The organism is Streptomyces sp. WAC 06738, assembly GCF_003945505.1.
In the GTDB taxonomy this organism is placed as follows: Bacteria; Actinomycetota; Actinomycetes; order Streptomycetales; family Streptomycetaceae; genus Streptomyces.
This window is the reverse complement of the sequence record NZ_CP029618.1, coordinates 5,767,991-5,794,951: the sequence shown is the minus strand read 5'-3', so window position 1 is coordinate 5,794,951 and position 26,961 is coordinate 5,767,991. Positions and strand designations below refer to the sequence as shown.

At 67.6% G+C, this 26,961-nt stretch carries 17 protein-coding genes and 2 pseudogenes; 6 read left to right on the top strand and 13 right to left on the bottom strand.

The window, feature by feature from the left end; all coding sequences use genetic code 11:
* Positions 1 to 69: 69 nt before the first annotated feature.
* Positions 70 to 2,658 carry an alpha-L-fucosidase gene (locus DMB38_RS25640; protein ID WP_125937136.1) on the top strand — a complete coding sequence of 863 codons (2,589 nt, stop codon included), beginning with the start codon at positions 70 to 72 and terminating at the stop codon, positions 2,656 to 2,658.
* A 432-nt stretch (positions 2,659 to 3,090) separates the two neighbouring features.
* On the opposite strand, the gene DMB38_RS25635 is transcribed toward DMB38_RS25640, so the two are convergent.
* From DMB38_RS25635 to DMB38_RS25610, 6 genes are all read right to left on the bottom strand, one after another.
* Complete coding sequence (locus DMB38_RS25635) at positions 3,091 to 6,498, bottom strand: ThuA domain-containing protein (protein WP_240662466.1); 3,408 nt, start codon at positions 6,496 to 6,498, stop codon at positions 3,091 to 3,093.
* A gap of 262 nt (positions 6,499 to 6,760) precedes the next feature.
* Complete coding sequence (locus DMB38_RS25630; protein WP_240662465.1) at positions 6,761 to 7,705, bottom strand: sugar phosphate isomerase/epimerase; 945 nt, start codon at positions 7,703 to 7,705, stop codon at positions 6,761 to 6,763.
* The gene (locus tag DMB38_RS25625; protein ID WP_125939272.1) at positions 7,702 to 8,931 is read right to left on the bottom strand and encodes a substrate-binding domain-containing protein; all 1,230 of its coding nucleotides are present in this window, start codon (positions 8,929 to 8,931) and stop codon (positions 7,702 to 7,704) included. The genes DMB38_RS25630 and DMB38_RS25625 overlap by 4 nt, the downstream gene beginning before the upstream one ends.
* 8 nt (positions 8,932 to 8,939) lie before the next feature.
* The gene (locus DMB38_RS25620) at positions 8,940 to 9,974 is read right to left on the bottom strand and encodes an ABC transporter permease (RefSeq protein WP_125937134.1); all 1,035 of its coding nucleotides are present in this window, start codon (positions 9,972 to 9,974) and stop codon (positions 8,940 to 8,942) included.
* On the bottom strand, positions 9,971 to 11,029 hold the full coding sequence (locus tag DMB38_RS25615) for an ABC transporter permease (protein WP_125937133.1): 1,059 nt from the start codon (positions 11,027 to 11,029) through the stop codon (positions 9,971 to 9,973). Before DMB38_RS25615 ends, DMB38_RS25620 begins: the two co-directional genes overlap by 4 nt.
* On the bottom strand, positions 11,026 to 12,507 hold the full coding sequence (locus DMB38_RS25610; RefSeq protein ID WP_125937132.1) for a sugar ABC transporter ATP-binding protein: 1,482 nt from the start codon (positions 12,505 to 12,507) through the stop codon (positions 11,026 to 11,028). The genes DMB38_RS25615 and DMB38_RS25610 overlap by 4 nt, the downstream gene beginning before the upstream one ends.
* 180 nt (positions 12,508 to 12,687) lie before the next feature.
* Between DMB38_RS25610 and DMB38_RS25605 the strand changes: the two genes are divergently transcribed.
* The 3 genes from DMB38_RS25605 (at position 12,688) to DMB38_RS25595 (ending at position 14,813) form a co-directional block, all read left to right on the top strand.
* A complete protein-coding gene (locus DMB38_RS25605; protein ID WP_240662747.1) occupies positions 12,688 to 12,939 on the top strand; it encodes a helix-turn-helix domain-containing protein in 252 nt (83 codons plus the stop codon).
* A 615-nt stretch (positions 12,940 to 13,554) separates the two neighbouring features.
* Positions 13,555 to 13,902, top strand: a complete 348-nt coding sequence (locus tag DMB38_RS25600) for a hypothetical protein (protein WP_125937131.1) — start codon at positions 13,555 to 13,557, stop codon at positions 13,900 to 13,902.
* Between the two features lie 47 nt (positions 13,903 to 13,949).
* Complete coding sequence (locus DMB38_RS25595; protein ID WP_125937130.1) at positions 13,950 to 14,813, top strand: helix-turn-helix domain-containing protein; 864 nt, start codon at positions 13,950 to 13,952, stop codon at positions 14,811 to 14,813.
* 350 nt (positions 14,814 to 15,163) lie between these two features.
* Here DMB38_RS25595 and DMB38_RS36245 read toward each other — a convergent pair whose 3' ends face one another.
* The 7 genes and pseudogenes from DMB38_RS36245 to DMB38_RS25560 form a co-directional block, all read right to left on the bottom strand.
* Positions 15,164 to 16,486, bottom strand: coding sequence for an LAETG motif-containing sortase-dependent surface protein (locus tag DMB38_RS36245; protein ID WP_164716106.1), 1,323 nt, complete (start codon positions 16,484 to 16,486; stop codon positions 15,164 to 15,166).
* A gap of 638 nt (positions 16,487 to 17,124) precedes the next feature.
* A complete protein-coding gene (locus DMB38_RS25585) occupies positions 17,125 to 20,433 on the bottom strand; it encodes a type ISP restriction/modification enzyme (protein ID WP_164716104.1) in 3,309 nt (1,102 codons plus the stop codon).
* Between the two features lie 788 nt (positions 20,434 to 21,221).
* On the bottom strand, positions 21,222 to 21,407 hold the full coding sequence (locus DMB38_RS25580) for a hypothetical protein (protein WP_125937128.1): 186 nt from the start codon (positions 21,405 to 21,407) through the stop codon (positions 21,222 to 21,224).
* Positions 21,408 to 21,481: 74 nt separating this feature from the next.
* Positions 21,482 to 22,853: pseudogene (locus DMB38_RS25575) on the bottom strand (tyrosine-type recombinase/integrase).
* Positions 22,850 to 22,966 (bottom strand): annotated as a pseudogene (locus tag DMB38_RS37135) (MerR family transcriptional regulator); the annotation flags it as partial. The pseudogenes DMB38_RS37135 and DMB38_RS25575, both read right to left, overlap by 4 nt.
* 21 nt (positions 22,967 to 22,987) lie before the next feature.
* Positions 22,988 to 23,365 carry a hypothetical protein gene (locus DMB38_RS25565; protein ID WP_125937127.1) on the bottom strand — a complete coding sequence of 126 codons (378 nt, stop codon included), beginning with the start codon at positions 23,363 to 23,365 and terminating at the stop codon, positions 22,988 to 22,990.
* Positions 23,366 to 23,554: 189 nt separating this feature from the next.
* On the bottom strand, positions 23,555 to 24,268 hold the full coding sequence (locus DMB38_RS25560; RefSeq protein ID WP_164716102.1) for a hypothetical protein: 714 nt from the start codon (positions 24,266 to 24,268) through the stop codon (positions 23,555 to 23,557).
* A gap of 629 nt (positions 24,269 to 24,897) precedes the next feature.
* Here DMB38_RS25560 and DMB38_RS36475 point away from each other — a divergent pair.
* A complete protein-coding gene (locus DMB38_RS36475) occupies positions 24,898 to 25,266 on the top strand; it encodes a hypothetical protein (protein ID WP_206337742.1) in 369 nt (122 codons plus the stop codon).
* 14 nt (positions 25,267 to 25,280) lie between these two features.
* A complete protein-coding gene (gndA, locus tag DMB38_RS25550; RefSeq protein WP_125937125.1) occupies positions 25,281 to 26,720 on the top strand; it encodes an NADP-dependent phosphogluconate dehydrogenase in 1,440 nt (479 codons plus the stop codon).
* Positions 26,721 to 26,961: the final 241 nt, after the last annotated feature.

Genomic DNA, 26,961 nt, shown 5'->3' with positions numbered 1-26,961 from the left:
GTGATCGCACTCTGCCCGTACACCACCCCTCAGGGACTTACATTCGGCCTCCGACCCCGTTAACATCCGATGTCTACGCCCTTCCTGACTCATCATGGGAGCAGCAGCGGCTGGACTCCCCCTAAAGATCGGGTGTATCACCGATCTCCACGAGGAGGTAGCAGTGAGATGCGCAGAGCACTGGCGTTGGTAGCGGCGATGGTGACGTTCGCTTGTCTGGCCGGGTTCGGTCCGGGAGCGATGGCGCGGGACTCGGCGCCGGAGGAGCCGACTGTCCGGGGTGTGTCGGGAGCGGTCGAGCTCAGTGAAGATGCGGACGTCGCGGCCTGGCAGCGTCTTCAGTACGGCATGTTCATCCACTGGGGACTGTTCTCCGAACTGGGCGGCGTGTGGCAGGGGGAACCGGTCACCCGGGGCTACAGCGAGCAGATCCAGATGTGGGCGAACATCTCCGAGGAGGACTACCTCGGAGTGGCTGAGCGGTTCCGGCCCGACCGGTTCGACCCGGCCGAGATCTGCTCGCTGGCCAAGCAAGCGGGGATGCGCTACATCGTCATCACGAGCAAGCACCACGACGGCTTCTCGATGTTCGACACGGACTCCACCACCTACGACATCGTGGACTCCACCCCGTACGGCAAGGACCCGATGAGGGCGCTCGCCGACGAGTGCCGGTCCCAGGGGCTGAAGTTCGGCTTCTACTTCTCCCTGGTGGACTGGCACCAGGGCCATGCCTTCGCCGGCAACAACTCGAATCCGATCCCGGCATCGATGGAGCCGGTGATCAAGCAGCAGATCCGCGAGCTGATGACGAACTACGGCGACATCGCCGAGGTGTGGTTCGACATGGCGGCGCCGACCGCGGATCAGAGCGAGGCCTTCGCCTCGATCGTCCGGGAACACCAGCCGCACGCGGCGATCAACAGCCGGGTGTGGAACAACAGGGGGCACTTCCGGACGCTCGGCGACAACGAGGTCCCGGACGTGCCTCTTGACGGCGCCTGGCAGACGCCTTCTTCGATCTACCACGAGACGTGGGGCTACCGCAGTTGGCAGAAGCGCGACGACCTTCCCGGTAAGGTCCGTGACCTCGTCACAGGGCTCACCAGCGTGCGCGCCCGGGGCGGAAACTACCTGCTGAACATCGGCCCACGCGGTGACGGCTCGGTCGTGGAGTTCGAAGCGGACGTCCTGGGCGGCATCGGCGACTGGCTGGACCGCCACCCCGGCGCGGTGCTCGATGCGTCGGCCACCCGCTTCGGCGGCCAGCCGTGGGGTGAGGTAACCGTCAACGGCCGCGAACTGTTCCTGCACGTGACCAACTGGCCGGCCGACCGTCAACTGCGCCTGCCCGGCCTGGCCACCAACGTGACCGACGTCCGGGAAGACGGAGCGGCGTCCGGGCTCGACTGGCGGTTCGACGGCGACGACCTCGTCGTCACACTGCCCGAACAGCCGCAGGACGAGGTCCTGCCGGTCATCCAGGTCGACCTCGCCGGCAAACTGCGGGTCATCCCCCGTAACACCGTCGCCCTCGGCAGCGACACCAGCGCCGTCATCCAGCCGGCCGACATCGAGTCCGGTCACAGCTACGCAGATCAGGGCTACTACGACAGCAACCGCCGCACCACGGTGCGGCAGACCGCCCACATCACCACCGGAAAGTCCTCCGAGGTCTCGATCGCCGTCACCGGCCAGGCCCGTCCCGACGCTTCGTACCGCGTGACAGTCGGCGACAAGTCCCGGGTGGTACGGGGGAGCGACCTGACCACCAATGCCATCGGCCCTTTCAGAGTGCGACCCCGAGCCGTCACTCCGGTGACCGTCAGGCTGGATCAGCCGACGCACCCCGGCGAGGACCTCGGCCTGCGGATCGACACGATGCTGGTCGGGCAGGCCGGCCAGGTGGTGTCCTGGCTGGAGGCACCGGACCAACTCGAACAGGGCGCATCGACCGACATCCCGGTGCACGTGACCAACCTGGGCACCCGGCCCGTCAGCGGCACCACCGTGCTGCGCACGCCTGAGGGCTGGCAGGCCGGCGACGCCGCAGACTACACCGACCTGGCACCGGGCGGCACCTTCACCACCACCATGACCGTGACGGTGCCTGCAACGACCCCCCTGGGGAACTACACACTCACCGCCGACGCAACGGGCGAGAAACACATCGTCGAACTCGACGCAAGCCTCACGGTGGTACCGCCCAACGTGGCCGTAGGCAAGACAGCGACACAGATCAGCACGGCGCATGAGGGCGTGCCCGCACGCGCCGTGGACGGCAACACCAACGGCGCGTACTTCGACGGCTCGGTCACCCACACCGCGGAACCGTCACACCAAGCCTGGTGGCAGGTGGATCTGGGTGAATCCCACCCCATCGACTCCATCGAGGTCTGGAACCGGACCGACTGCTGCTCCGAGCGCCTGTCCGACTACTGGGTCCTCGCCTCCGACACCCCCTTCACCACCGACTCGCTCGACGAGGCCAAGGCCGCACCGGGAGTGACCGCCCTGCACCAGGCCGGCACCGCGGGACGACCCACCACCGTCGACCTCGGCGGAGCCAAGGGACGCTACGTGCGGATCCAGCTCGCCTCGACCACTAATCCGCTGGCACTGGCGGAGGTGATCGTCAGGGCGCAACCCGCCGCATGACCGACGACCTGCTCGCTCCGGCCTCGGCCGGAGCGAGCAGGCACCGGGCCGCCCTTACTCCTGGCGTGCCGCTCGTACAGACCGAGAAATGTGCGGCGGTGAGCCCGTCCGTGGCGAAGGCGACCGCGTCGTCGTCGCCATGCGGCACGTCAGGTACCTGCCGATCGTGATCGGTGTAGCAGCCGGGCTGCCGGTACTACGAGTCCGCGCCAGGGCCTGGTCAGGCAGGCCCCGGCGCGGACGTCCGGGCGACGTGCGTCTGCCTCAGCTCGTCGCACTGGGCGTTCCCACGGGCACTTCGTGCCTGCAGGACGACACGCCGAGTTCGCTTCCGTGGTCACGGAGCTGCCGGGCCCTCGAAGCCGTCGAGGGTGAGGGCCGGCAGCTCCGTGACCAGAGCCGATGGCTATCGGCCCTTGGGGGCCGGTTCGGTTACTTGAAGGCCCACTTCTGGTTGGCTCCGCCGTGGCAGTCCCAGACGATCAACTGGGTGCCCTCGGCGGAGCTGTTGCCGGTGGCATCGAGGCACCTGCCACCGTTGCGGATCGTGCCGTCCGACTGCACCGACCAGTCCTGGTTGGCACCGCCGTTGCACTCCCAGAGCTGGGCCTTCGCCCCGTTCGCCGTGCCCCCTGCGGCGACATCCAGGCACTTGCCGAGCGAACGCAGTGTGCTTCCCGTGGCGGTCCACTTCTGGTTGGCGCCACCGTTGCAGCCCCACAGTTGGACCTTCGTCCCGTTCGCCGTGCCCAATGCGTCCACGTCGACGCACTTCTCCCCGATACCGACGATCTGCTTCCCTTCCTGGGTGGTGCCCGTGCCGAGGCCCGGGCCGATGAATGTCATCGAGTCGATGTCGTATGAGTTGTTGCCGGGCGTCTTGAACACCAGGTACAGCTCCGTGGTCCCGCTGGGTGCGGTGACGTCGACCGCCGCTGTGCTGGTGTAGTTGTCCCAGCCGCCGGTGCTCTGGATCGGCACCGTGGCGATCAGGTCACCCTCCGGCGAGCCCGCCCGGAGTTCGACGTTGCCGCCGCCGGACGGCGAGGAGTACCTGAGTGAGACTTGGTTGATGCCCTTGAAGTTGACCGGCTTGAAGGAGATCCAGTCGTTGTTGCTGATGTCGCCGATCCGGGCTCCGGACTCGGCGCCGCCCTGGGAGACGACCCGCACTCCGGACTGCCCGTTGAAGAACTCGGCCTGCTTGTGCTTGGGCTGCAGCACCACCTTCGTGCTGCCGGTCAGCGCGGGCACGCCGTCGGCGCCCTTGTCGGTGTAGGTGGAGGTCGCGACGTAGAACGAGTTCACGTCGGCGTGCGCCGAGTCGGTCTCGGGCTTGAGAGTGCCCGAGCATCCGGTGATCGCATCGGTGTCGTGCGCGTGCCCGTCGTGGCCCAGTGAGGGCACGGTCTTGACCTTGGAGCAGTCGACCTCGCCGTCCTCGGGGTCGGTGACCTCCACCGTGTACGGGATCGAGTCACCCCACTCGTACATGCCGCCGTCCGGGATCGACAGCTTCACGGTGGGTTCGGTGTTGCCCGAGGTCACCGTCACGCTCGCGGTGCCGGTCTTGCCGCCGCTGTCGGTCACCTTGAGGCTCGCGTTGAACTGGCCCTTCTCTGCGTATGTGTGCGTGGGGTTGGCCTCGGTCGAGGTGGCGCCGTCGCCGAAGGTCCACTCATAGGTGAGGGCAGTGCCCTCCGGGTCCTTCGAGCCCTCGCTGGAGAACTTCACCTCCAGCGGGCTTCCTCCCGACGAAGGGGCCGCGGTGGCCTTCGCGATCGGCCGCCGGTCGCCGGTGGTGTAGTCGATGCGGTACAGGCCGGAGTCCGGGTTGTCCCGGCCGAAGCCGGTCCCCCACTCCAGCAGGTACATCGCTCCGTCCGGGCCGAACTTCATGTCCATCGGGGACTTGAAGCTCATGTTCGACAGGAAGTCGTTGATCTTCAGCAGCTTCCCGTCCTTGTCCAGCCGGAACTCATGCAGTTTGTTGCGCGCCCACTCGCCGAAGAACGGCGTGTCGTCGAAGTAGGCGGGGAACTTCGTCTCGGAGGGATTGTCCGGGTCGTACTGGTACGCGGGGAAGGCCGCCGGCGCCTCGCCGCCGTCGCCCATCTCCGGGAACTTGTTGCCGTTCGCGCCGTTGCCGTACCAGACGTCGGCCTTCTTGGCAGCCGGCAGGTCGGTCAGGCCGGTGTTGTTCGGCGAGTTGTTGACCGGCTTGTCGCAGTCGAACTTCGGTCCGGACTGGCCGGTGGCGAAGTCGTAGTCGTTGTACGGGATGTTGTCGCCGACGCAGTACGGCCAGCCGTAGAACCCCGGCTCCTTGATCGCGTTCCACTCCACGAGCGCCGCCGGGCCCCGGTTGGGGTTGTCGTTGGCCGCGTCCGGGCCGTAGTCGGCCGCGTAGATCGTGCCGTCGTCGGGGTCCACGGTGAACCGGAAGGGGTTACGGAAGCCCATCGCGTAGATCTCGGGCTTCGTCTTGTCCGTGCCCGGCGGGAACATGTTGCCGTCCGGGACCGTGTAGGTGCCATTGTCCTCGGGGTGGATGCGCAGGATCTTGCCGCGCAGGTCGTTGGTGTTGGCCGAGGTCGCCTGGACGTCGTTGTTCGCGTTGCGCTCGTCGATCGGCGCGTAGCCGTCGGAGCGGAAGGGCTCGATGTCGTCGCCGGTGCCGATGTAGAGGTTCTTGCCCGGCCCGAACGTGAGGTAGCCGCCGGTGTGCCCCGGCTCGGGGGACTGCCGCGACGACGGCACCTTCATCAGCACCTGCTCGCTGGCCATGTCCAGCGAGTCGCCGTTGACCGTGAACCGCGACACGCGCGCGATGTCCTCGTCTCCGCCCGCCGGCGAGTACATCAGGTAGATCCGGTTGTTGGTGGCGAAGTCGGGGTCGAGGGCGAGTCCCGTCAGGCCGTCCTCGCCGCCGGTGTAGGCGTTGATCGTGCCGGCGGTGGCCACCTGACCGGTGTCCGGCTTGTGCACCTTCACCTTGCCGCCGTACTCGGCGTAGAACACGCGGCCGTCGGCGGCGACGTCCAGCGCGGCGGGGCCCACGGTGCTCTCGTCCAGGGCGACCTTCTCGTAGGCGGCCCACGTCGTCGGCCCGCAGTCCGCCTCGACTTTGCCGCCCGCGGACTCCACGCCGCCCACTATGTGCGCACGGAACTCCGGCTCGGAGTAACTTGCCGCCTCGTGGCCCATGGCGGTGGCCCAGACCTTGCCGCCCTCGGCGTCGCGGCACCAGGAGATGGGGTGGTCGGCGCCCATGGCGTCGCCGCCCGGGTCGTACGTGGTCTCGTCGGCGGTGACCAGGACGTGGACATTGCCGCGCGGGTTGGGATCGAAGTTGTACCACTCCTCGTTACGCACCCAGCGCTCCGGCAGGCCCTTGGTCGACGGGTGCAGCTTGTCGGCGACTTTCGCCGTGCCCTTCAGCGTGCCGGGCGAGTGGGTGGGCATGTGGGCGCCGCCGTTGATCAGCTCGTCCCACCAAGGGAACTCCTTCTCGATCCCCATGTCGAGCGTGTTGTGGATGGCCGCAACGCCGCCGCCCTTGTTCACGTAGTTCTTCATCGCCTGCCGCTGGGCGTCGTTGTCCCACACCATGCCGGAGTTCTGGAACATCACGACGACGTCGTACTCGGCCAGATCGTCGTCATTGAACACCGACGAGTCCTCGGTCTTCGTCAGCTCCCAGCCGCGCTCGGCGGCCAGCTCCTCGAACATCGGGAGGCCCGCCTCGATGGCGGGGGTATGCCGGTAGGCCCCGGGTGCCGTCTTGCTGAACACCAGGACGTGGAACCCCTCCGGATGCGCGGTGGCAGGCGCGGCCATCCCGCCCATCAGGAGCACTGCTCCGAGCAGTGCCAAGAACAATCGGGTTGGTCGTGATCTCATATCGGCTCCTGAGACTCATCGGATCACTTGGGTAGAGCTGGAACCGCCGCCGGTACGTGCGCGCGGCGGAGCGAACAGCCAGGGGTGGATCGTCCGGCCCGTCGGAGAAGCGATCCGTCAGCGGGCTGAAGCGCTGAGCGGTGAGGCCACCGGTGCGGCTCGCGGGGCGGTGATCACCGCACCGGTGGGGCTTGTCCCGTCAGGCCGTTGGCGTGGGAGGGCGGCTGGGTCGGGAGGGGACGGGCATGACCCGCCGGAGGAAGGCCAGGCCCTCGGTAGCGATGGCGTCCTGAGTCGACGCGAGGGGCCGCCACACGGACGCCGCCACGGCGATGGTCGCGTTGTGCGCCGTGAACGACTCGATGCACAGCGGGCCGCGGTAGCCCGCCTCGTCCAGCGCGCCGAGGAAACCGGGCCAGTCCAGGTGGTCCGCGCCGGGCGCGCCCCGGTCGTTGGCGCACACCTGGACGTGCGCGATCCGCCCCGCCGCCGCGCGCACGGCGCCGGGCAGGGAGCGCTCCTCGATGTTCTGGTGGTACGTGTCGAGGGCGACCCCGATCGTCTCGCCGGGCAGCCCGTCCAGCGCCGTCACGGTCTGCGCGACGGTGTTGAGCAGGCTGGTCTCGTACCGGTTGAGCGGCTCGACGGCCAGCAGCACCCCGGCGGCCGCGGCGTGCGCGACGACCGGCGCGATGTTGTCCCGCCACTCGGCGTACGCCGCCGCCCGCTCGTCCTCGTCCATCCGCCAGGTCCTGCCCACCGCCGCGTACATCGGCCCGGCAACCACCGGCGCACCGACCTCGTACGCCGCATCGACACAGCGCAAGAGGTAGTCCCGCGTGGCACGGGTAGTGAGCCGGCCCGCCTGCACGAGCTGACGATCGGGCGGCATGACGGCGATCACCGCTGCCGGAGTCAGGCCGGTCGACCGCAGCAGTTCCCCGACCATCCGCGGTCTCCAGTCGTCCTCCTGCTCCAGCGGCAGCTCGACGCAGTCGAAGCCCCATGCGGCCAGCCGCGGCAACAGCAGCTCAAGTACCTCGGTGGTGACCGGGGAGTGCCAGATCCACGGGTTGGCGCCGACGGGGAAAGCGGCTTGCCGTGCGGGCGACGGGGGCAGCGTCGGTGCGGGGGCCGGCATCATTCACCGCCCCAGTCGCCGGGGTAGCCGGGCAGGTCCTCGCAGCCGCAGGCGCCGTAGTGCAGCGGGGGCATGCCCTCCTTGTAGTACTCGTCGAAGTTCTCCTCGGTGACGACCGGCTGCGGCAGCGTCCACTCCTTCGGGACCTCCTCGCCGGCCAGGATCTTGAGCGCGGCGATCACGGGCGTACGCCACTGGAACGTCGGGTACGCGGGCGCGATGGCGGTCAGGTCCTTGTCCTTCCACGCCTGGAGGAAGTCCTGCTGGTCCTCGCCGGTGATCGGCGGAATGTCCTCGCCCGCGTCCTCGAACGCCTCGACGGCGGCGACCGACGTGGCGCCGGAGTCCATCCACACGCCGTCGATCTGGCCGTGCCGCGCGATGGCGTCGGAGACGATCGACTTGGCCTTCGACGGGTCGCCGTCGGTGAACTTCACCTCGACCACGTCGAGTCCGGCCTTCTCGAACGCGATCTCCGCGGCCGACCAGCGGGTCTCCAGCACGTCCACGCCGGGCGAGATGCGCAGCGCCACGATCTTGCCGCCCTTGTCCACCTCGTCCACCAGGAAGTCCGCGGCGGCGGCGCCGTAGGCGTAGCCGCCGATGGGACTGATGAACGTCACCGCGCAGTCGGTCTCCACGCCGCGGTCGAAGACGATCACCGGGATCTTGCCGCACGCCTCCTCGACGGCGGGGGTGAGGGTGGCGGTGGTGTTCGGCGAGACGATCAGCGCGTCGCAGTTCTTCCCCGACAGCTCCTGGATGTCGGAGATCTGCTTGTCGTCCTTGCCCTGCGCGTCCAGGACGGTGAAGTCCTCGATCTCGTCGTGCTGCGCGACCTCCGCCTCCATGGTCTTCAGCCCCACCTGCCGCCAGGGGTTGAAGACGCCGGCGTTGGAGAAGCACAGCTTGACGCCGCCGTCGCCCTTCTTGGCGTACTCGGAGGTGTCGACCATCCCGCCCGACTGCGGGTCGAGCATCTGCTCCCAGGGCTTGCCCTCGGGACCCTCGGGGGTCGCCTTCGTCAGCTCCAACTGCCGGTCGTAGTCCGCCTGGTCGAAGAACTCCGACTTCGCATCGCCGTCCCCCGCCCCGGCAGACGACGACGCCTCATCAGCGAGATCATCCTTGGGAGCATCAGAGGAACACGACACCAGCAGCGCGGCAGCGAACAGGGCCGCCGCCGGAGCAACCAGCCTCGAACGTCCTCTCCGGGGTCGTATGAACATCGTGCGGCTCATGAGGGCTTTCCTTCCGGAGAAGACGATGGTGAACGGCGTCGGCGCAGCCGGGAGAAGTCGGTGGCGCCGAGGCCGACGGCCGCGATGACGATGAATCCCTGGACCGTGGACTCCAGCGCGCCCGAGACGCCCTGGAGGTTGAGCAGCGTGAACAGCGCCTGGAGCGAGAACGCCCCGGCCATGGCGGCGACGACCGAGCCGCGGCCGCCGCCGAGGATGACCCCGCCGAGCACGACGGCGGTGATCGCCTCGAACTCCAGCCCCCGGCCGGCCTGCGCCGAGACCCCGGAGAAGCCGGCGACCAGCACCGCGGCGAGCGCCGCGGCGGTGCCGGAGAGCACGAACGCCAGGGTGCGCACGCGGGGTACGCGCACGCCCGCGAGCGCGGCGGCGCGCTCGTTGTCGCCGGTGGCCAGGAGCGTACGGCCGAAATCGGCGCGCATCAGCCACACGGCGACGGCGCCGACCGCGAGGCAGGCGAGCACCGCCCACGGCAGCCAGCCGCCGGCCTCGCCGCGGCCGAACTCGCGGAAGGACTGGGGCAGTACGCCCTGGGGGGAGCCGCCGGTCCAGTAGAAGACGGCGCCTTCGAGGATCAGCATCATGCCGAGCGTCGTGATGAACGACGGCACCAGCAGCACGGTGGTGATGAGCCCGTTGACCAGGCCGACGATCGCCCCTGCGAGCAGCAGCCCGGCGGTGACCAGCAACCAGGGCGCGTCCGGGTACGAGCCGTAGAACTCGGCCCCGGCGACGACCCCGGCCGTGACCACCGCGCCGACGGAGAGGTCGAAGCCGCCGGAGACGATGACCATGTACTGGCCCGCGGCGAGGATCACCAGCGGGGCGGCGCGCTTGACGAACGCGAGGAAGGAGTCGGGCTCGTAGAACCCGGGGTCGGTGATCGCCAGCGCGGCGAGCAGCACGGCGAGGAGCACGTAGACGGGGGCACCCGTACCGAGCCGCCGCCCGATGCCGGCAAGGGGCGACGCCGGCCCGGCGGTGGACGTGTCGGGAGTCGTGGTCGTCATGCGACCGCTCCCTTCTGTTCGTCGTTCTTCCGCGCCAGGTCGCGGGCCTTCGCCCGGCGGCGGAACGGACGGGCATACAACGCGACGGCGGCGATGATGACCACACCGCGGACCACGTTCTTGAAGAACGGATCGACGGACAACTGGTTGAAGATGCTGTCCAGCACCGACAGCAGCAGCACCCCGCCCAGCGTCCCCGCCACCCCGCCACGACCGCCGGCCAGCGCCGTGCCGCCGAGCACCACGGCCGCGATCGAATCCAGGTCGTAACGCGCCTCAGTACCCGCCCACGGAGCCCCCGCCCCCAGCCGCGAAGCCAGGAACAGCGCGGCGGCACCCACACACAGGGCACACAGCACATGCGCATAGATCACCGTGCGCTTGGTCCGCACGCCCGACAGCCGCGCGGCGTGCTCATCACCGCCGGTCGCGTACATGTGATGACCCAGCCGCGTACGTTTCGTGATCAGCCACAACACCGCCGCCACCGCGATCAGCAGGAAGACCGAGACCGGGATGAAGCCGATCCGGTCGTAGCCCAACCGCTGGAAGGACGCGGGGACATCACCCGCGGGTCCGGTGTAGTTGTCCTCGATGTAGCCGCGCAGGATGAAGGACATGCCGAGGGTGGCGATGAAGGCGTTGACCTTCAGCCCGGTGACGATCAACCCGTTGGCCAGCCCCACCGCCACGGACAGCGCCAGCACGGCCAGCACCGCCGTGACGACGCTGCCGTCCTCCATCGTCTCGGCGGCAACCAGCGTCCCGAGGCTGATGAGGTACGCCACCGACAAATCCAGCGAACCCGTGAGGATCACCGCCGACTGACCCACCGCGACCAGACCGAGCGCGACGGAGTTCTGCAGAATCCCGGTCGCGTTCGACTGGGTCATGAACTGGCCGCCGTCGATCGCCACGACGATCCAGCCGATCAGCGTGACCGCGGCGGCGGCCAGCCACACCCCGACCACGGGATCGGTGACCTTCAGCCGTCGCAGCCCCGGCGACCTACCACCGGAAGTCTCCACGACCACCTCGGTCTGCACAGCCGTCATGCGGCACGCTCCTTCGACGGCTCGCCCGTCGCCAGGCGCATAATGTCCTCCTCGCCCGCCCCGGCGGGGAGTTCGCCGGCGAGGGTGCCGTCGGCCATGACGAGGATGCGGTCGCTCATGCCGATCAGCTCGGGCAGTTCTGAGGAGACGATGAGGACGGCCATGCCGTCGCGGGCGAGTTCGCGGACGAGGGTGTGGATGGCGGCCTTGGCGCCGACGTCGACGCCGCGGGTGGGCTCGTCGAAGAGCAGCACGCGGGGCCTGGCGGCGAGCCACTTGGCGATGACGACCTTCTGCTGGTTGCCGCCGGAGAGGTACTGGACCTCCTGGTCGTGGCCGCGGGAGCGGAGGTTGACCCGGTCGAGCAGGGCCGAGACCTCGCCCGCCTGCGCGCCGCCGGCGTGGACGGCGCGGGTGACGAGGAGGGCGTTGTCGCGTACGGACTGGTGCAGGGCCAGGCCCTCGCCCTTGCGGTCCTCGGTGACCAGCGCGACGCCGCCGCGGATGGCCTGCCGGGGGCTGCCGGGGCGCAGCGCGCGGCCGGCGACGGTCATGCTGCCGCGGGTGAAGGGCGCGGCGCCGAAGAGGGCCCGTACGAGGGAAGTCCGGCCCGAGCCCTGGAGCCCGGCGACACCGGTGACTTCGCCGGCCCTGAGGGTGAGGTCGATGCCGGCGAGGCGCTCGTTGCCGGCGCCCGCCGTCGTCAGCAGCGGCTCGCCGATCTCCTCGGCCTGGGCGCGGGGCGGGTAGTACGAGCCGAGCTCGCGGCCGACCATGGCCCGGACGACGTCGTCGGGGCCGGTGTCGGCGGTGGTGAGGGTGGCGACCTTGCGGCCGTCCTTGAGGACGGTGATGCGGCGGGAGAGGTCGAAGACCTCGCGGAGACGGTGGCTGATGTAGAGGATGCCGATGCCGCGGGCGGCGAGGCGGCGGATGAGCGCGTAGAGGAGTTCGACCTCGTGGTCGGCCAGCGGTGCGGTCGGCTCGTCCATGACAAGCACACGGACATCGGACGCCGCCAGCGCCTTGACGATCTCCACCGTCTGCTGGCGGGCCACCGAGAGGTCCTTGACCTGGGTGTGGGGGGCGATTCCGGTCTCGTCCAGCTCGGCGAGGAGCTCGGCGGTGCGGCGCTCCATGGCGCGCCGGTCGACGAGCCCGCGACGTACCGGCTCGCGGCCGAGGAAGACGTTCTCCGCGACGGTGCGGTGCGGGAGCAGCGCGAACTCCTGATGGATGAGACCGATCCCGGCGGCCTGGGCCTGTACGGGGTGCGAGAAGGCGTGCACCGTGCCGTCGAGCGTGATGGTGCCCTCGTCGGGGGCGTACTCCCCGGCGAGCACCTTCATCAGCGTCGACTTGCCCGCGCCGTTCTCCCCCACCAGGGCGTGGACCTCACCCGGTTCGAGGTCGAGCGACACCCCGTGCAGCACCCGCACCCCGAGAAAGCTCTTGGACACGTCCTGCATCGTCAACATGCTTGGAGGGTTCCTAGCTCACTTTGACCCGTCAAGGGTTGAAGCAAGGCACGAACATGGACTTCTTTCACCTCATTTGGTCGATCATCAAACAAAGATTGCCTTCTCTCGCACTCAAGGCTTCTCTGTGGTGCCTCCTGTGACAGCGACTTCCTCGCCGACGCCGCCACCCGCGCCGAGATCGCCCGCCTCACGGGCCTCGCCCGCTCCACCGTCTCCCAGCGCGTCGACGCGCTCATCGCGCACGGCTTCGTCGACGAGGACGCGGAAGCCGGCTCCACCGGCGGCCGCCCCCCGCGCCGCCTCTCGCTGCGCACACGCGAACACGCCGTCGCCGGCCGGCGTCGACCTGGGCGCCTCGCACTGCCGGGTCGCGCTGCTGGACATCGGCGACACGCTCCTCGCGGTCCGCGTCGAAGGTCTACTCGATGACGGTGGCGGCGTCCTTGGTGGCGGTGTCGGACTGTGTGATGTCCCAGCCGTCAGCGCCCTAACGGCCTCGCGCTGGTCCGCGGTGTCGACGGCAGACGGCGACGCCGCACCGAGGACGACCCGGAGCGTAAAGCGTTGGCAAAGTGGCGGGACGCACGAGCCGATCGCCACTTACTCGCCTGTGGGATGCCTCCGAGCCAGTAAAAGACGCAGGTCAAGGGCGACGGAGTGCAGGACGGCGGGAGGGGGACCGCAGGACCCGGGAGGCGAGATTTCCGGTCCGGCGCTCTCGACTGCGGTCTCCCCTGGGGCAGAACCGGCGAGGACAAGGAAGGACGTGGGCAGCGTGGCGGCGAGCAGAGAATCCGACAGCATGCTGGTCGATGTGTCGCGGTGGGGTAGCCGACCGGCAGGGGACGTGCTTTTCGTCTCGCATCTGCCGCGCGTGGACAGCACCGTCGGCCGGGCGCCGAACGGGCATGGCGCAGGTGATCATGATCCGCATGCTCGGCGGCCAGCAATCGTTGCCGCGCCCGGAGAGCTTCCTGCCCTGGCTGGCCGCCTTGACGGGAAACCAGATCCGTACGCACCGGAGTGGGCTGAGTGCCGCACCGGGTGGTGCAGGCCAGCTGGTTGCGCACCACCTGGCCCATCCGGCCCCCAGGAGGGCCGAAGTCTGCCTGCGACGACACGGTGTTGCGCGACAGCGCTGCAGCGTACCGGCGCCTCGGCCGCGCCGTTCAGCCGTACAGCAAGGGCATCCCGGCCGCCACTACTACGGGTACACGCCTCAACGGCCGCAGCTTCACCGACCGGGCCTTGGCTCAAGGCTGTGAGCCTCCCGGCGCGGACACCATCGCCCGCGACCAGAACTTCCCGGAAAGCGTGGTGACGTCATGGATGAACTCAGAAGGTCAGGTGACCACCGACGACCGGGCCTGGACGCAGATATTCAGCTACTGAACCGCCCGGAGCCGTCGGAAGGCCAGACGGATTCGACCTGGAGAGGCATGGACACTCCGACGCATCCCCAGGGGGATGCCGACTGGGCCTTCGGCCGCGAGCACGGCGACCGCTGGCAGCGCACTCTCACACCGCCCACGACATCAAGGAGACCGACCCTGGCCTGTACAGCGGTCGGCATGCAGCCCAGATACCTGCCGGAAGGGCCACGCACGTTGGACCACCACCTGGCGCTCGTCATCCTGTCCGGATCCGGCTGGTTCTCCTGGGGTGGGCGCGAGCCCATCGACGTGGTCGCCCCTGTGCTGCTGCGGCTCCCACCCGGCATGGAGCACCACTACGGGCCACACACATCGGATTGCTCGGAGTGCTTCGTCGGCTTCATCGGGCCGGCCGTGGACGCGCACACGGAACTCGGGCACATCGGCGACATCGTCGTCCCGCTCTCCTCGGCCGAGCCTGTCCGTCGCGCCGTCCGCAAGGTGGCAACGGTATGCAACGAATCGGAGCCACATTACGCATCATCCGTCGCGACCGGTCTGCACGAGTTTCTGACCACTCTGCGTCGCAGCCGGACCGGCACGGGCCGACACGCCCCGACGGTGCTCGAGAGGTTCACCGAAGCCGCCTGCCTGCCGATTTCCGTGCCCGAACACACCCGCAGGCTGTCACTGAGCAGGGACGAGCTGCGCGATACGGTCGGGCGCACTGCCGGATGCAGCCCCAAGGAGTTCATCCTGGCAACCCGCCTCAACCTGGCGAAGGAGCTCCTGGCCAACACCGACCTCACCATCGCGGCGATCGCCCGCCGCGTCGGCTACGACGACCAGGGGTACTTCACCCGACTCTTCACCAAGCGGGTCGGTATACCGCCGAGTTCGTTCCGCGAGCGCCACACCCGACGTTCCTGACCCCTCCGAGCGTCCGGCCCACGCACATCACCGAGGGTCGGCGCGTTCCTCACGAGGCAGACCAGGCATCAGGTCAGGCACCGTGGCGCAAGCTGCAAAGAGGGCGCCGAATCTCCGAGCCGCAGTCCAGGAACTGCGACGCGCTGACTGTCTCGCCGAGCACCCATGCCCCCTCCCCTACCCGCGACCCGTAGGAAGATCGCCCGCGGCTACGAAACTGACCTTTTTCGTATACGAGGCGGCCCGAGAGCGGGTGACGGCGCGTCCGTTCGCCGCTCGCCCAGCTCCGAATGTGAGCACGGCTAAGGCGCCCCGCCGGCCACGAACTGGCCGGCGGAGCGCCTTCGGCTTCAACGTGCGCGGTGAGTCGCGGAAGGAACGCGCTTGCGCCGTGACTTGACCACGAACGCTCCACCGAGCACGACCAGCGCGGCGCCACCGGCCACGAGCGGTGTCGAGACTCCGGAGTCCGCGCCGGTCTCGGCGAGACCGGAGTCGTCGGCCGCGCCGGAGCCGTCTTCCATGCCCGAGCCGGCCGGCTTGGTCTTCTCGCTCTGCGGCTCCGCCTGCTGCTCGCTGGCCACACCGGCTGCAGCCGGTGCGGGTACACCGTTCAGGCTGACCGCCACAGTTGCTGAGGCGCCCTCGGAGTTGACGACCTCGACCGCAACTTTGTGAGCCTTGCCCGTCAGGGTGACTCCGGCTGCCAGGGCATCGGCATCCGGCTCACCCGAGTCGAAGGAGTGGTCGGCCTCCGGGGTCATGTCGATCATCTCCGCCCCGGCGTAGTTGCCCCCCGGGATCCGGTAGGCGTGGACGCCCTGGAGGTGCTTGTCCAGGGTGCCGGACGCCTGGCGGTACTCCACGACCAGGCGGTCCTCGCCGACGGGGATGTCCAGCGCACGTATCTCGTCCCGCGCCCCGTAGAGGGAGTTGAGCGTGTAGGTAGCGGACTTCTTGACCTTGACCGCCTCCTTGTCCGACAACCAGCTGGAGTGCAGCAACTCGGGCGCCGTGAGACCCACCGACCGAGTGCCGCCGCCCATGGGCGTCTTGCGGCTGTTGGCACCCTCGGACTCCTGGCAGTCGGCGAGATCGGTGCCGGGGCAAGAGATCCGCGGTTGATGCGGATAGCCGAAATTGTGCCCGAACTCGTGGACCAGAACCGTCTGATCGACACCGCCGCCATCACCCCCGACGGGCAGCCAGGTGATGCCGCCGCCGACCGAACCGAGCCCCCCGAAACCGCACCCCGCCTTGTCGCCGGGGAAGGCAAGCGACAGGTGCGCGAAGTCATCCCACCCGAGACCCTGCTTCTCCATCTCCTTCAATGTCTCGTTGTAGATCTTGTTGGTGTCGCAGCCGGCGGCCACGGGGATGTCGACCGGCCCGTACACACCGCCCTCGCCGGCGCCGGATTCGAAGGTGGCTGCCCCCTTGGTGATCTCGTTGTAGTACGACGTCAGGGAGTCAGTCTCGCCGAAGTAGGACTGCTCCAGATCGGACCGGCTTTTCGCCGGATCCGTGAACGAGCTGTCAGTGAAGTTGACCATCACCACCTGGACCGAGCGGGCATCCTCGTCGGCGGCGACGGCCGTCGTCTGAAGCGCCGCGGTGAGGGCAAAGGAGGTGCAGGCAGCGGAGATGAGCAGCGCACGCTGCGACGGACGCATGATCGGGGTCCTTCCAGGGGGTCTGAGTCGCCGCCGGGTGTGGCTTCGGGCGGCGACTCGCTGCGTTGTCATCCCCGGTAAGCCCCGCGGCCGACGACCGTCCCGTCGCGTTACCGACTCGTTATACGTAGCCGACGAAGGCTCGTATCACTGGGAGTTGGCCCGGGCTGCGCCATCGCTTGAGACGGGCGGGACGTGCTTCACGACAGCACAGTCGCGGGCATGATCGAGGTCGGACGCTCATCGGCTTCTCCGACGGCATCCGCCTTCCGACGATTTCACCGAGGGCTCAAACCTGTGCGTCTCCACGTCGCGCACGCTCTGAGGGCTGTCAGTGCCGCCGAGCCCCCGGAGTCCGGCGTTCCTCCGCGCTTCTCCCTCGACTGTCAACCTCTTCAACGGAAGGTGCAGCAGGCCGTTCCGAGTCGGAAGAGGGGCGATGCCCAGCGCGGGACGGCGGCCACAAGCGCCCGAGACTTCTTCGCCCCCACTCCCCGCCAACAGCAGCTCAGTCACGTTCAGTACCAGTGTCACGAAGCCAGCCAAGATCAGCAGACGGCGAACGATCGCGGGGCTGGCTGACGTCGGGGCTGTCTTCCTGCTGCCCACTGGTCATGCAGGTGGCAAGCCTGTCTCGTTCAGAGGTCGAAGAGTCCGTCCCCCGCGTCCGAAGCGGCCTTCAGCGGCTTGGTCGCCTCTCTCGGCACGGGCAGTATGTCTTCCTCGGTCAGGTCGGCCACGGTGATCAGTGGGCCCGTGCAGATGTCACTGAGGAGTTCTCCCTGTGCTGGTTCCTGCTGGACCAGCAGGCCGAGGACATTGAGTAACTCCAGCAGCTCCGTCGTCCATATGGGAGACCATCGCTCGGCGACCACGTGGTCGAGTTCCAGGCGTCGCTTGCCTGCGGGCTTCTTCCTCCGGTAGCCGAACCACTTGTCCAGGACGTTCATGCCGGAGACCTGATAGTCCCGGACGGCGGGAGGAACGGGGTTGATCCGCCCGGCTCCAACCCACAGGTCCTGTGTCACCGGGTCGTATGCCAGCCGCTCGGGCATGCCTTCCGGGTCGTCCGGGATCTCCTCCAGGCAGCGTGGTCGGCGACTGGCCGGAAGCAGGATCTTCCCGTGCGGTCTGCCAGCCGCCGCGTCCGCGTACCGCTCGCCGTAGGTGTGCAGCCACAGCACACGCCGGCCGAGGTCGACGGCCCGCTCCCACAGGTGCGGGTCGGCGGTGAGAGGTATCCGTACGCCCGGGACTTCCAGGTCATCCAGGAACCGCTCGGTGTAGCCGGGGTGGGACGCGACGGCGGCGATGTAGGCCAGGGTGTCTGGCGGTGTGACGGAAAGGGCGAGCCGTCGGCTGAGCAGCGGGAGCAGTCCGGGCACCAGGTTGGAGAGGGTGCAACTGGCGTTGCGGTACAGGGGGCGAGCGCAGCCGCTTCGGCCGTTGTAGTAGTGCATGTCGGGCAGCAGAGAGCTGAAGACCAGCGCCGGGCCGTTGATCACCGCGTGGGCGTTCTGCTCGATGGTGTAGATCTGACGCTCGCCGCGCACCCGCCACAGGTCGGGCCGGGCTACGACCATCAATCGGTGGTCGGGCATGATCCATTGCCGGTCGAACGATCGGTAGGCGATCTGCTCGGGCTCCGGCTGGGGCCTGTGCTCGAAGCGCAGGGGCGTCCGGTCGTAGCCGGAGGTGCCGGGCAGTGGCTCCACCCTGCTGTCGAGATGACGGTCTCTGGCCTCGCCGAGCATCGCGCGGCGGCGCCCGGTGTCGGCGGCCAGGAAGCGCCGCCAGCGTTCGTGGAGTGTCTCCTTGCCGGGCGCGTACACCCACATGCGCCCCGGGGTCACTCCGCGCGAGGACCACGGCATGAGGTCTTCCAGTAGGGGCGTCGCCTCCCACACGTCGCTGCCGGGCGGCAGGAGCGGGGCCGTCTCACCCGGTGCGCATGCACACCACTCGGGGTCGTCGAAGGCCAGGGACATCAGGCGGTCGATCTTCTGGTCACGGCGCCCGCCGACCTTCAGGTGCCAGAAGGTGGCGGAACCAGATGTGCGTACCTTCCAGCGGACGAAGATCGCGATGCATAACTCCTGTGCCACCTCCGGGAAGAGCCTGGTGGCTACGTCGGCTCGCTGACCTTCCGGGGAGATGTCGATGATCCAGCCTGCGTCAGCCGTTCGGCGCAGGTAGCGGCGCATCCCTGCGAAAGCCCGCCCTTTCAGCCACGCTTTGGGCGTGATCAGCGCGACCACCCCGAACGCGGCGTCGTCATGAGCGTCAAATACCTTCCAGGTGGCCCAGCGCCAGAAGTACACGTGGAGATTGGAGATCTTCGATTCGTATCGGCCGTTACCCGGGAGCCGGAAATCGTCCAACGGGGCGGGAGTGCCCGCTTCTGGGTCGCCACGTTCCACCCACTTGCCCGCCCCCTTGCCCACGGCGTCGTGAGGTGGGTTGCCCATGACCACCATGACCCGCTCGTCACGCTTGACGTGATTGGCCTGGCGGCGGGACTCGGCCAGCGCTCGGTAGGTGTGGGGAATCCAGTTCAACTCGGCCGTCGGGCTGTCCAGCGCATCGGCCACCAGCAGCCTAAGTCCCTGGGCGGGGGCGGCGGACCGGTATTTCTTGAGCATGGCGTGCATGCGCAACTCGGCCACGGCGAACGGGCCGGTCTGCATCTCGAAGCCGACCAGCCGACGCGCGACCATCTCCCTCAGCCGCGGCCCCACCGCCCCTTGCCCCTCCTCCTCGGCGATCGTGATCGCCGCATGTTCCAGCGCGGACAACAGAAACGTGCCCGTGCCCATGGCCGGATCGACGACGACCACGTCGGGCGAGGCGAATCCTGAGGGGATGCGGAAGCCCTCCTCTTTGAGGATGTCCTCCGTCAGCCGTGTCACCGCTGCCACGACGCCGTGCGGCGTGTAGTAGGAACCAGTGCGGATGCGGAGCTCGGGATCGTAGATGCGCAGGAAGTGCTCGTATAGCAGAAAGTAGGCGTCTCCAGTGCCGTCGTCCAGCACTTCCCAGTCGACGACGCTGACGACCCGCAGCAGGGTGTTCAAGGTGGTGGACAGTTCGCTGACCGACTCGCCCGCGAGGACCTCCAGCGCCTTGCCCATCAGGGAGTGTTTCTTGCCGAGCTTCGTGGCGATGCCGTGGATGGTCTCGCCCTCGAAGACGATTCCCTCTACCCGGGCCAGCAACAAGGCGAACACCACGGCTTGGCCGTACTGCTCGATGAACTGGGCATCGGTGGTCTCCGGGAACAGCAGGTGGCGCCAGTCCTTGGCGAGCTTGGTGAAGACCGGAGGGCGCTGGCGGGCCCTCTCCAGTGCGATCGACTCTCCCACCTCCTCTGACAGCAGCTGGCACAGGCTGGCGACGGTGTGGACGAGTTGGCTGGTGGTGCGGGGCTTCTGAGGCTTCCAGGTAAGGAAGTCGTGCAGCACGCGCGCCAGCGTTCCGTCGGCAGGGGCAAGCCGGAAACCGGAGGTACGCACCGACCCCCTCATCCGGGCCACATCCCCGACCTGCTGGCCGTTTTGATGAACAGAGAACTCATCACCGTCACACAGCAGCACGTTCGGCAGCAATCGCAACTTCTCCCACTGCTCCGCATTGCGCCCCGTGAAAACGGCTGGATCAGCCTGTGTGCCCGGCTTCTTCAGCTCGATGTAGCCGACGAGCGCACCACCCACATCCATCGCATAGTCCGGCCGGGCATTGAGGTCCACCAAAGGCACCTCGCCGGTGAGCGTCACTTCCAGCCCCAAGCCGCGGCATACCGACCGGATCAGAGTCTCCAGCGGGCCGCGCAGTTGGTCCTCCTGCCAGCCGCGTCCCTTGAGCTTCGGGGTTACTTCCGCGCCGAACACCGACACCGCCGCCCGGACTGCCTCCTCGTAGCTCGTGTAACTCCTACCCCTTGAAGCCATGCCATCCCCTCCCCTCGGGGGCGGAGGCGGGTACGGCCGCCCCACACCCCGCTCCTCGTAGCCGCCGTTTGCCCTGCCTAAGACGCAGAATCCGGATTTCCGGCGCCTCGTCATCGAATTACCGTAGATGGGCATCGCGGAGCCGTGCAGGGGGCTTGAAGCCATTCGGGGCGTACGCCCAGCGCATCAGGCAGCACTGGGCTTCTCACCAGGCCGAGACCGGACGGCACCATCCCGTAGATCGGCCGTTCACCCACCGCTCCCGCAGCACCACTCAGGTCCGCTTGTGACCTCCCGCCGGCCACTCGAACCTGCGGCTTGAAGTCTCTTCGGGAAGTCGTACGTCGCTGCGATCGTCACTCGACCACCGGAAACCCGATGGTCACAGCCGTTCCGATCTGCTGAGCGCTCCCCCAATGGGGACAGATGGTCGAGTATCGCTGATCTACCGGTTCAGTCGGGTGATCGTCTGAATCACCAGCTGCCCATCCCCGACCAGCGGTTTTCCCAGTTCCCATGTTCTGGGTCCCCCGCCGGGGGCACCTCGCTTGAGGTGCCCAAGACCCCGTGACCAGCGCAAGCGCTGAGGACGGGGTCTTCTTGCGTACGCAGCCAAAGGCCGCCGGATGCAGCCCCAGTCACTGATCACGTAATGACCACGTAATGATCTTCGAAGCGCTTTCCGCAGATCAGAGCCGCTTTGTGAGGTCACCGAATGTCCAACCGAGCACGATGAGAGCCCCGGAAGATTCCGGGGCTCTCATCGCGTCCAGCACGTTCTTCCTTGGTCAGTCGTCCTGTGTCCCACCAGACTCGCGTACGGCTTCTGCCAACTCCAGTAACGCGTAGGCGATCGCGTTCTGAGCGAGGACGCTACTCAGGTGCGCCCGGTCGTCAGTGTCCCTTGCGTACTCCTCAGCCCACTCAGCGATTCGCTGTGCCTTGATCCCGTTTATTCCTGCTTCCTCTGTCACGTCACCCTCCCCGTCCGTGCTCGGTCTTGACCGCGAGGTTCTGCCCATCCCCCACACGTGGGCAAACTGCCACATCAGGTGTCACGGTCCTCGTCGCCGAGGCCCAGCATGATCCGGTCATTCATCTCGTCCTCTTGGCCGTCGATGCACTTCGCGTAGATCTTCAACAGCACGTCGACCGAGTGACCAGCGCGGGCGGCCGCCTCCGGCGCAGGAACGCCTGAGTTCAGCCATTGAGAGACGCCCGCGTGCCGCAGGTCGTACGGCCGAGCCGCCAAGACCGACGAGACCTGCGGCGGCAACAGCGCCAGCTCCCGCGTCTGCTTCCACACCCGCGACTACGACGAAGCCGCTACGACGTTACTCCGCTCGCTGGCGAACAGCCGGCCGTCCTTGGCTGTGCCGAACTCGGCTGGGTGCTCGCGGAGCAACCGCACCAACGGCGGCGGGATGGGCACAGTGCGCACCTCGCCGTCCGCACGCTGCTTCAGCCCGCGCCGGTCGTGCGCCTCACCGGAATCCGTCCACGCTTTGCCCGCCGTGGGGCGGGTCTCGGCCAGCTCGATACGACGCCAACCCTTCGCCGAGAGCGTGCTGTCCGAGCGCCGCAAGCCCAGTGCCTCACCCGGGCCGCAGCGCGGCGTGGTATGGGCACCCGAAGAACGCCCGCAGCCGCCGGCCGCTGGCCCGTTCCCAACCGCCGACGTACGTCACCGCCGCCAGCAGCTCCCGGGCCTATCGCGGGTTGACCACCACGCGGCGATCGACCTCCAGCATCGCCCGGTGCCCGCGCTTGCCCCGTACACAGCCGAGCGGATTGGAGGCATCAAGTTCAGCTCGACCGCGTACTCCAGGGCGCTGAAGACCACCACACGGCGACGTCGGTACGTGTGCGTTGCCGACGGCTTGCCGTCCAAGCGAATCGATCAGCTCATGGACCCGGACGATCTCCTCCAGCTCGGCGACCTGCAACGACGCCTCATCCAGCCACCGCACGGCCGCCGCGATCTCCTCGGGCCGCTCCCGCTCCCGTCGAGGCGGAGGCAGCAGGAACGAGCGCAACGCCTTCCGCAGCACCTTCGCCGCCGGCCGCCCCGCACCGGATTGACCAGTGCGGGGACAACCGTCGCCAGGGAGTCGGTCATGCTGTCGCGCTGTTCGCCGACGCCTCCGCCCAGCGATGATCGACGTACTTCAACACCAGCTCCAGGAGGGACAGCGCCGCCTTGCCCCCGCGGAGCGAGTCCGGCAGCTCGTCTCCGTGTCGAAGGGCTCGCCCTTGTCAGCGGCCCGCAGCAGCTTCGCGCGGAAACCGTCGGCCAACCCCTTCGTCTTGTATGACATGTGGAAGGGCTCACCGTCCACAGACCACCGGACGAGGTACGTCGGCTTCTTCGCCCACCGGTTGATACTCAGCTTCCAGAGGGCGACCTTGTACGACTTCACGACGCCGCCCCCTCCCTACGCTCCTCCAGCCAGTCGTTCAGCACGTCACGCCGAACTCGCAGCTCGCCGTTCGGGAGCCGGATGCACCGCGGCGCGGTCCGCAACTGCCGCCATGGCCGGGATCTCGGCCGAGATCAGCGGTGATTACGGTGCTTCCCATGACGCGCGCCGTCCGGTTTCGTCTCGGCAACGATGGCGTCGCCTTTCCGGCGGTTCGGGTCCTGGGCGGAGGCAGGTAGCTGGAACATGGTGAGCCAGTCGGTGTTCACCGCGAAGAATTCGCGCAAGTCTGCGGTCAGGTGAATGCGGACGTTGTCCGAGACCAGCAGGATCGGACCGCCCAACTGGATCCGGGTACGGACCAGCACATCACGTGAGTCCGGCGAGCCGAAGTCCTTGGGATGGTTCTTGCGTCCCCGGAATTCGCGAACTGCGTAGATCCCCCGTGACCGCTTACCCGTCTTGTAGCAATGTACATACAGACACCCGGCCCGAGCCTCGGCTCCTGACACGAACCACCGTGTCTGGCCGATTCGAGCCCAGTTCGTGGGTACGCGGCGGCGTCAGCGACAAGTCGGCCTCGTCTGCGGAGACTATCCAGCCGTGTGCGCCGCCACGGTGCTCTCACCCGCGGCCAGACCTCTTCCTTCCATGGCCTACGTCACAGACCGCCGCCTACTGACTGTGATCCGGCAGTACAGTCAATTCGACTGCATAAGTTTGGGAAGGCCAGCTAGATATCGGTTGAATTTCAAGTCGCTATGGGCCTCTTGAAGTACGGCCGACGCGGAATTCAGAACACTCGCAGGAACTTTCCTGAACTCATCCAGCGAAACTCTAGACACGGCGCCAGAAAAGCTGTAGCGGATCTCCACGCCACCTCCCTGCCGCACAGCCGAAATCGAATCCTGAGTCTGCGAAGTTTCTACCACTGACTCACCCGATGACTCAACTTCCCGATAAAGCTGCCCGAGCATCAGGACGAAATCTACTACAGGTAGACCAGGGGTCCTCAGGCAAATCTCATTCTCCCCATCGTTGATCACTACATCGGCGCGGAAGCAGTGAAACGTAAGGTCATCAGCAGTCAATGTACGGACTGACCGCTCCTGCATGTCTTCAGAACCCCAGGAAGGGTCGTCACTGCGAGGCAGGAACCTAAATGAAAGCATCATACCGCCTAATTGCATAAACTTCGGCATTGCAGTGACGAAGTTGCCTGCATCATCAACCATGACCCTCATGCCGTTTTGCCCCAGCGCGCCAGCTTCGACATTCCCGAAGTTGTGGTCGATGTAATAACCACCCCGTCGGTCAGACTTAGCCCTCGGGACATCCACCCCGTTCTTGATCACCTCGTCAATCATCTCACGAAAGCGTACTTTATCGATGTCCTTAGCAAGTACATTCTCCATCCCTTCCCGATAGCAAGCACCACATACCTATGCTGATCCCAGGAGTGCTCGAATCGTTTCATTGTCACAATGCAATTTGCGTTGTGAACGAGCACCAGTGTTTTTCCTGCCAGCGCATTGTGGACGGTGGTCTGGGTGGTCCAGCGGTTGATGGCTGTGATCTGGACGTGGGTGCCGGCGCTGGTCTGGACACTGGCCGGTCTGGAGGTCGGTGGCGTCGATCCATTCGCCGAGTTCGGGGACCCATAAGCGGTGGCCGTCGGTGGCGGTGACGGTGGCGGTCTTCAGAACATCCCGCGATCCGCCATGACTCTGCACAGGTGCCAGCGGTGATCGAGCTTGCCCGACCATCGCCGGCTCCTTCCTCGCCACACCCCGGCGAAGGCCGGGGCCAGGGCCGGGGCAGTGTTCATCCCTACTCGGATGGATGAATCTACTGTCGATCCGTCTTCGTTCAAACAATGCCCATGCCGTTCTTCCACCGCCGCGACCTACAGGCCAACGGTGTGTAGTACCTGCGCGGCCTGCGAATTGCACGGCTATCGGCGTGATATTGCTGGTGGCGTGATGCGGCCGAACGGCTCGGAGGCGGGGCTCGGACGGCCACATACCGAAGGACGGCATCGAACATGCATACGGCCACCTTGAGCATGAGCGGGTTGCGGGTCTCCAGGATCGTCTTCGGCACCTGGCAGCTGGGCGGCGATGGGGGCTCGTTCGACGAGGGCACCGCGGTCCAGGCGATCCGGCATGCCCGCGAGCAGGGGGTGACCTTCACCGGGGCGCTCACACCGGACACCGCCTTCGAGGCGGACGACTGGCTGCCACGGACATCGACCTCACCGATGTGGACGTGGCACGGATCGAACAAACGCACCGCAGATCCGATCCCGGTCACGGGCGCCAATCCGGAGGGCGTCGCCTGGCAGGGGCCGCGCTGTCGGGGGTTGCGGCGGGGCAGCGCTCGCCTGGATGCGAGCACGGGTAGGGACACCTAGGAAGGACTGCAGTAATGAGCGCTACGGCACAGATCGGCGTCACGGGACTTGCCGTGATGGGTCGCAATCTGGCGCGCAACTTCGCCCGTAACGGCTATACCGTGGCGCTGCACAACCGCACCGCCTCCCGCACCCGTGACCTGGTGGCGGAGTTCGGTGGTGAGGGAGAGTTCGTGCCTACCGAGAGTGCCGAGGACTTCGTGGCGGCGCTCGAACGTCCCCGACGGCTTGTGACCATGGTCAAGGCCGGCCAGCCGACGGATGCCGTGATCGAGCAGTTCGCACCCCTGCTCGAGTCCGGCGACGTGATCATCGACGGTGGCAACGCGCATTTCGCCGATACCCGCCGTCGCGAGCAGGCTCTGCGCGAGCAGGGAATTCACTTCGTCGGCACCGGCATCTCCGGAGGTGAGGAGGGTGCACTGCACGGGCCGAGCATCATGCCCGGAGGCAGCGTCGAGTCGTACACCTCGCTCGGCCCGATGCTGGAGAGGATCTCGGCGAAGGCGAAGGACGGCGCCCCCTGCGTGACGCATGTCGGTCCGGATGGCGCGGGGCATTTCGTCAAGATGGTCCACAACGGGATCGAATACTCCGACATGCAGTTGATCGGCGAGGCGTTCCAACTGCTACGGGATGTCGGCGGGTATTCCCCGAGCCGGATCGCGGAGATCTTTCGCACCTGGAACACCGGCCGCCTCGATTCGTACCTGATCGAGATCACGGCAGAGGTCCTGTCCCACGTGGATGCGGACACCGGGAAGCCGTTCGTCGATGTCGTCGCCGACCAGGCCGAGCAGAAGGGCACCGGCCGCTGGACCGTGCAGACCGCCCTCGACCTGGGGGTACCGGTATCGGGCATCGCCGAGGCGGTCTTCGCCCGTTCCCTGTCCGGGCACGCCGATCTGCGCGCGGCATCCAGGCATCTGGCCGGCCCGAAGCCGCAGCCCCTGAGCGAGGCAGAGGCGGAAGGGTTCGCCGACCAGGTCGAGCAGGCCCTCTACGCCTCGAAGATCGTGTCCTACACGCAGGGCTTCCACGAGATCGCCGCGGGCAGCACCGCGTACGGCTGGAACATCGACCCGGGCGCCGTGGCCCGGATCTGGCGCGGCGGCTGCATCATCCGCGCTGCGTTCCTCGATCGCATCAGTGCGGCGTACGGCGCCGAGCCCGCGTTGATCTCGCTCCTGGCGGACGAGGGCTTCGCCGGTGAGATCGCCGCCGCACAGAACGACTGGCGGGCCGTGCTGAACACCGCGACCGCCCAGGGCGTCCCGACACCGGGCTTCGCGGCGGCGCTGGCCTACTACGACGCGCTACGTGCCGAGCGGCTGCCTGCGGCCCTCACCCAGGGCCAGCGTGACTTCTTCGGCGCCCATACCTACCGGCGAAGCGACCGCGAGGGGACGTTCCACACCCGCTGGGGCGGTGATCGCGCGGAGGTGCCGTCCTGAGGGCTGACCTTGCGCTTTCACGGGATCCGTCCTCCGAGACGTGATCCCCCGGCCCAGGTGCCGAAGGACTGCCGGCGCGGGCGGCAACTGCCGACCGACCATGTGTAGTTGACACCTAAACTAAATGCAGGCATGGTTGACACGCCAACCAGATGGATGAAGGTGGCGGCGATGACGCGCGCGGCCGCCACCCCGCAGCACCCCGCCCCGCCACCCCTACAACTCCCTGCGCGCAAGCCCG

Coding starts and splice junctions, on each gene's coding strand:
- DMB38_RS25635 (WP_240662466.1), bottom strand. CDS start 6,498: ATGGCCGCGCCTGCCACCGCGCATCCGGAGGGGTTCCACGTCCTGGTG.
- DMB38_RS25560 (WP_164716102.1), bottom strand. CDS start 24,268: ATGGAGAATGTACTTGCTAAGGACATCGATAAAGTACGCTTTCGTGAG.
- DMB38_RS25640 (WP_125937136.1), top strand. CDS start 70: ATGTCTACGCCCTTCCTGACTCATCATGGGAGCAGCAGCGGCTGGACT.
- DMB38_RS25595 (WP_125937130.1), top strand. CDS start 13,950: ATGGACACTCCGACGCATCCCCAGGGGGATGCCGACTGGGCCTTCGGC.
- DMB38_RS25620 (WP_125937134.1), bottom strand. CDS start 9,974: ATGACGACCACGACTCCCGACACGTCCACCGCCGGGCCGGCGTCGCCC.
- DMB38_RS25630 (WP_240662465.1), bottom strand. CDS start 7,705: ATGATGCCGGCCCCCGCACCGACGCTGCCCCCGTCGCCCGCACGGCAA.
- DMB38_RS25610 (WP_125937132.1), bottom strand. CDS start 12,507: ATGTTGACGATGCAGGACGTGTCCAAGAGCTTTCTCGGGGTGCGGGTG.
- DMB38_RS36475 (WP_206337742.1), top strand. CDS start 24,898: ATGCATACGGCCACCTTGAGCATGAGCGGGTTGCGGGTCTCCAGGATC.
- DMB38_RS25615 (WP_125937133.1), bottom strand. CDS start 11,029: ATGACGGCTGTGCAGACCGAGGTGGTCGTGGAGACTTCCGGTGGTAGG.
- gndA (WP_125937125.1), top strand. CDS start 25,281: ATGAGCGCTACGGCACAGATCGGCGTCACGGGACTTGCCGTGATGGGT.
- DMB38_RS25625 (WP_125939272.1), bottom strand. CDS start 8,931: ATGTTCATACGACCCCGGAGAGGACGTTCGAGGCTGGTTGCTCCGGCG.
- DMB38_RS36245 (WP_164716106.1), bottom strand. CDS start 16,486: ATGCGTCCGTCGCAGCGTGCGCTGCTCATCTCCGCTGCCTGCACCTCC.
- DMB38_RS25585 (WP_164716104.1), bottom strand. CDS start 20,433: ATGGCTTCAAGGGGTAGGAGTTACACGAGCTACGAGGAGGCAGTCCGG.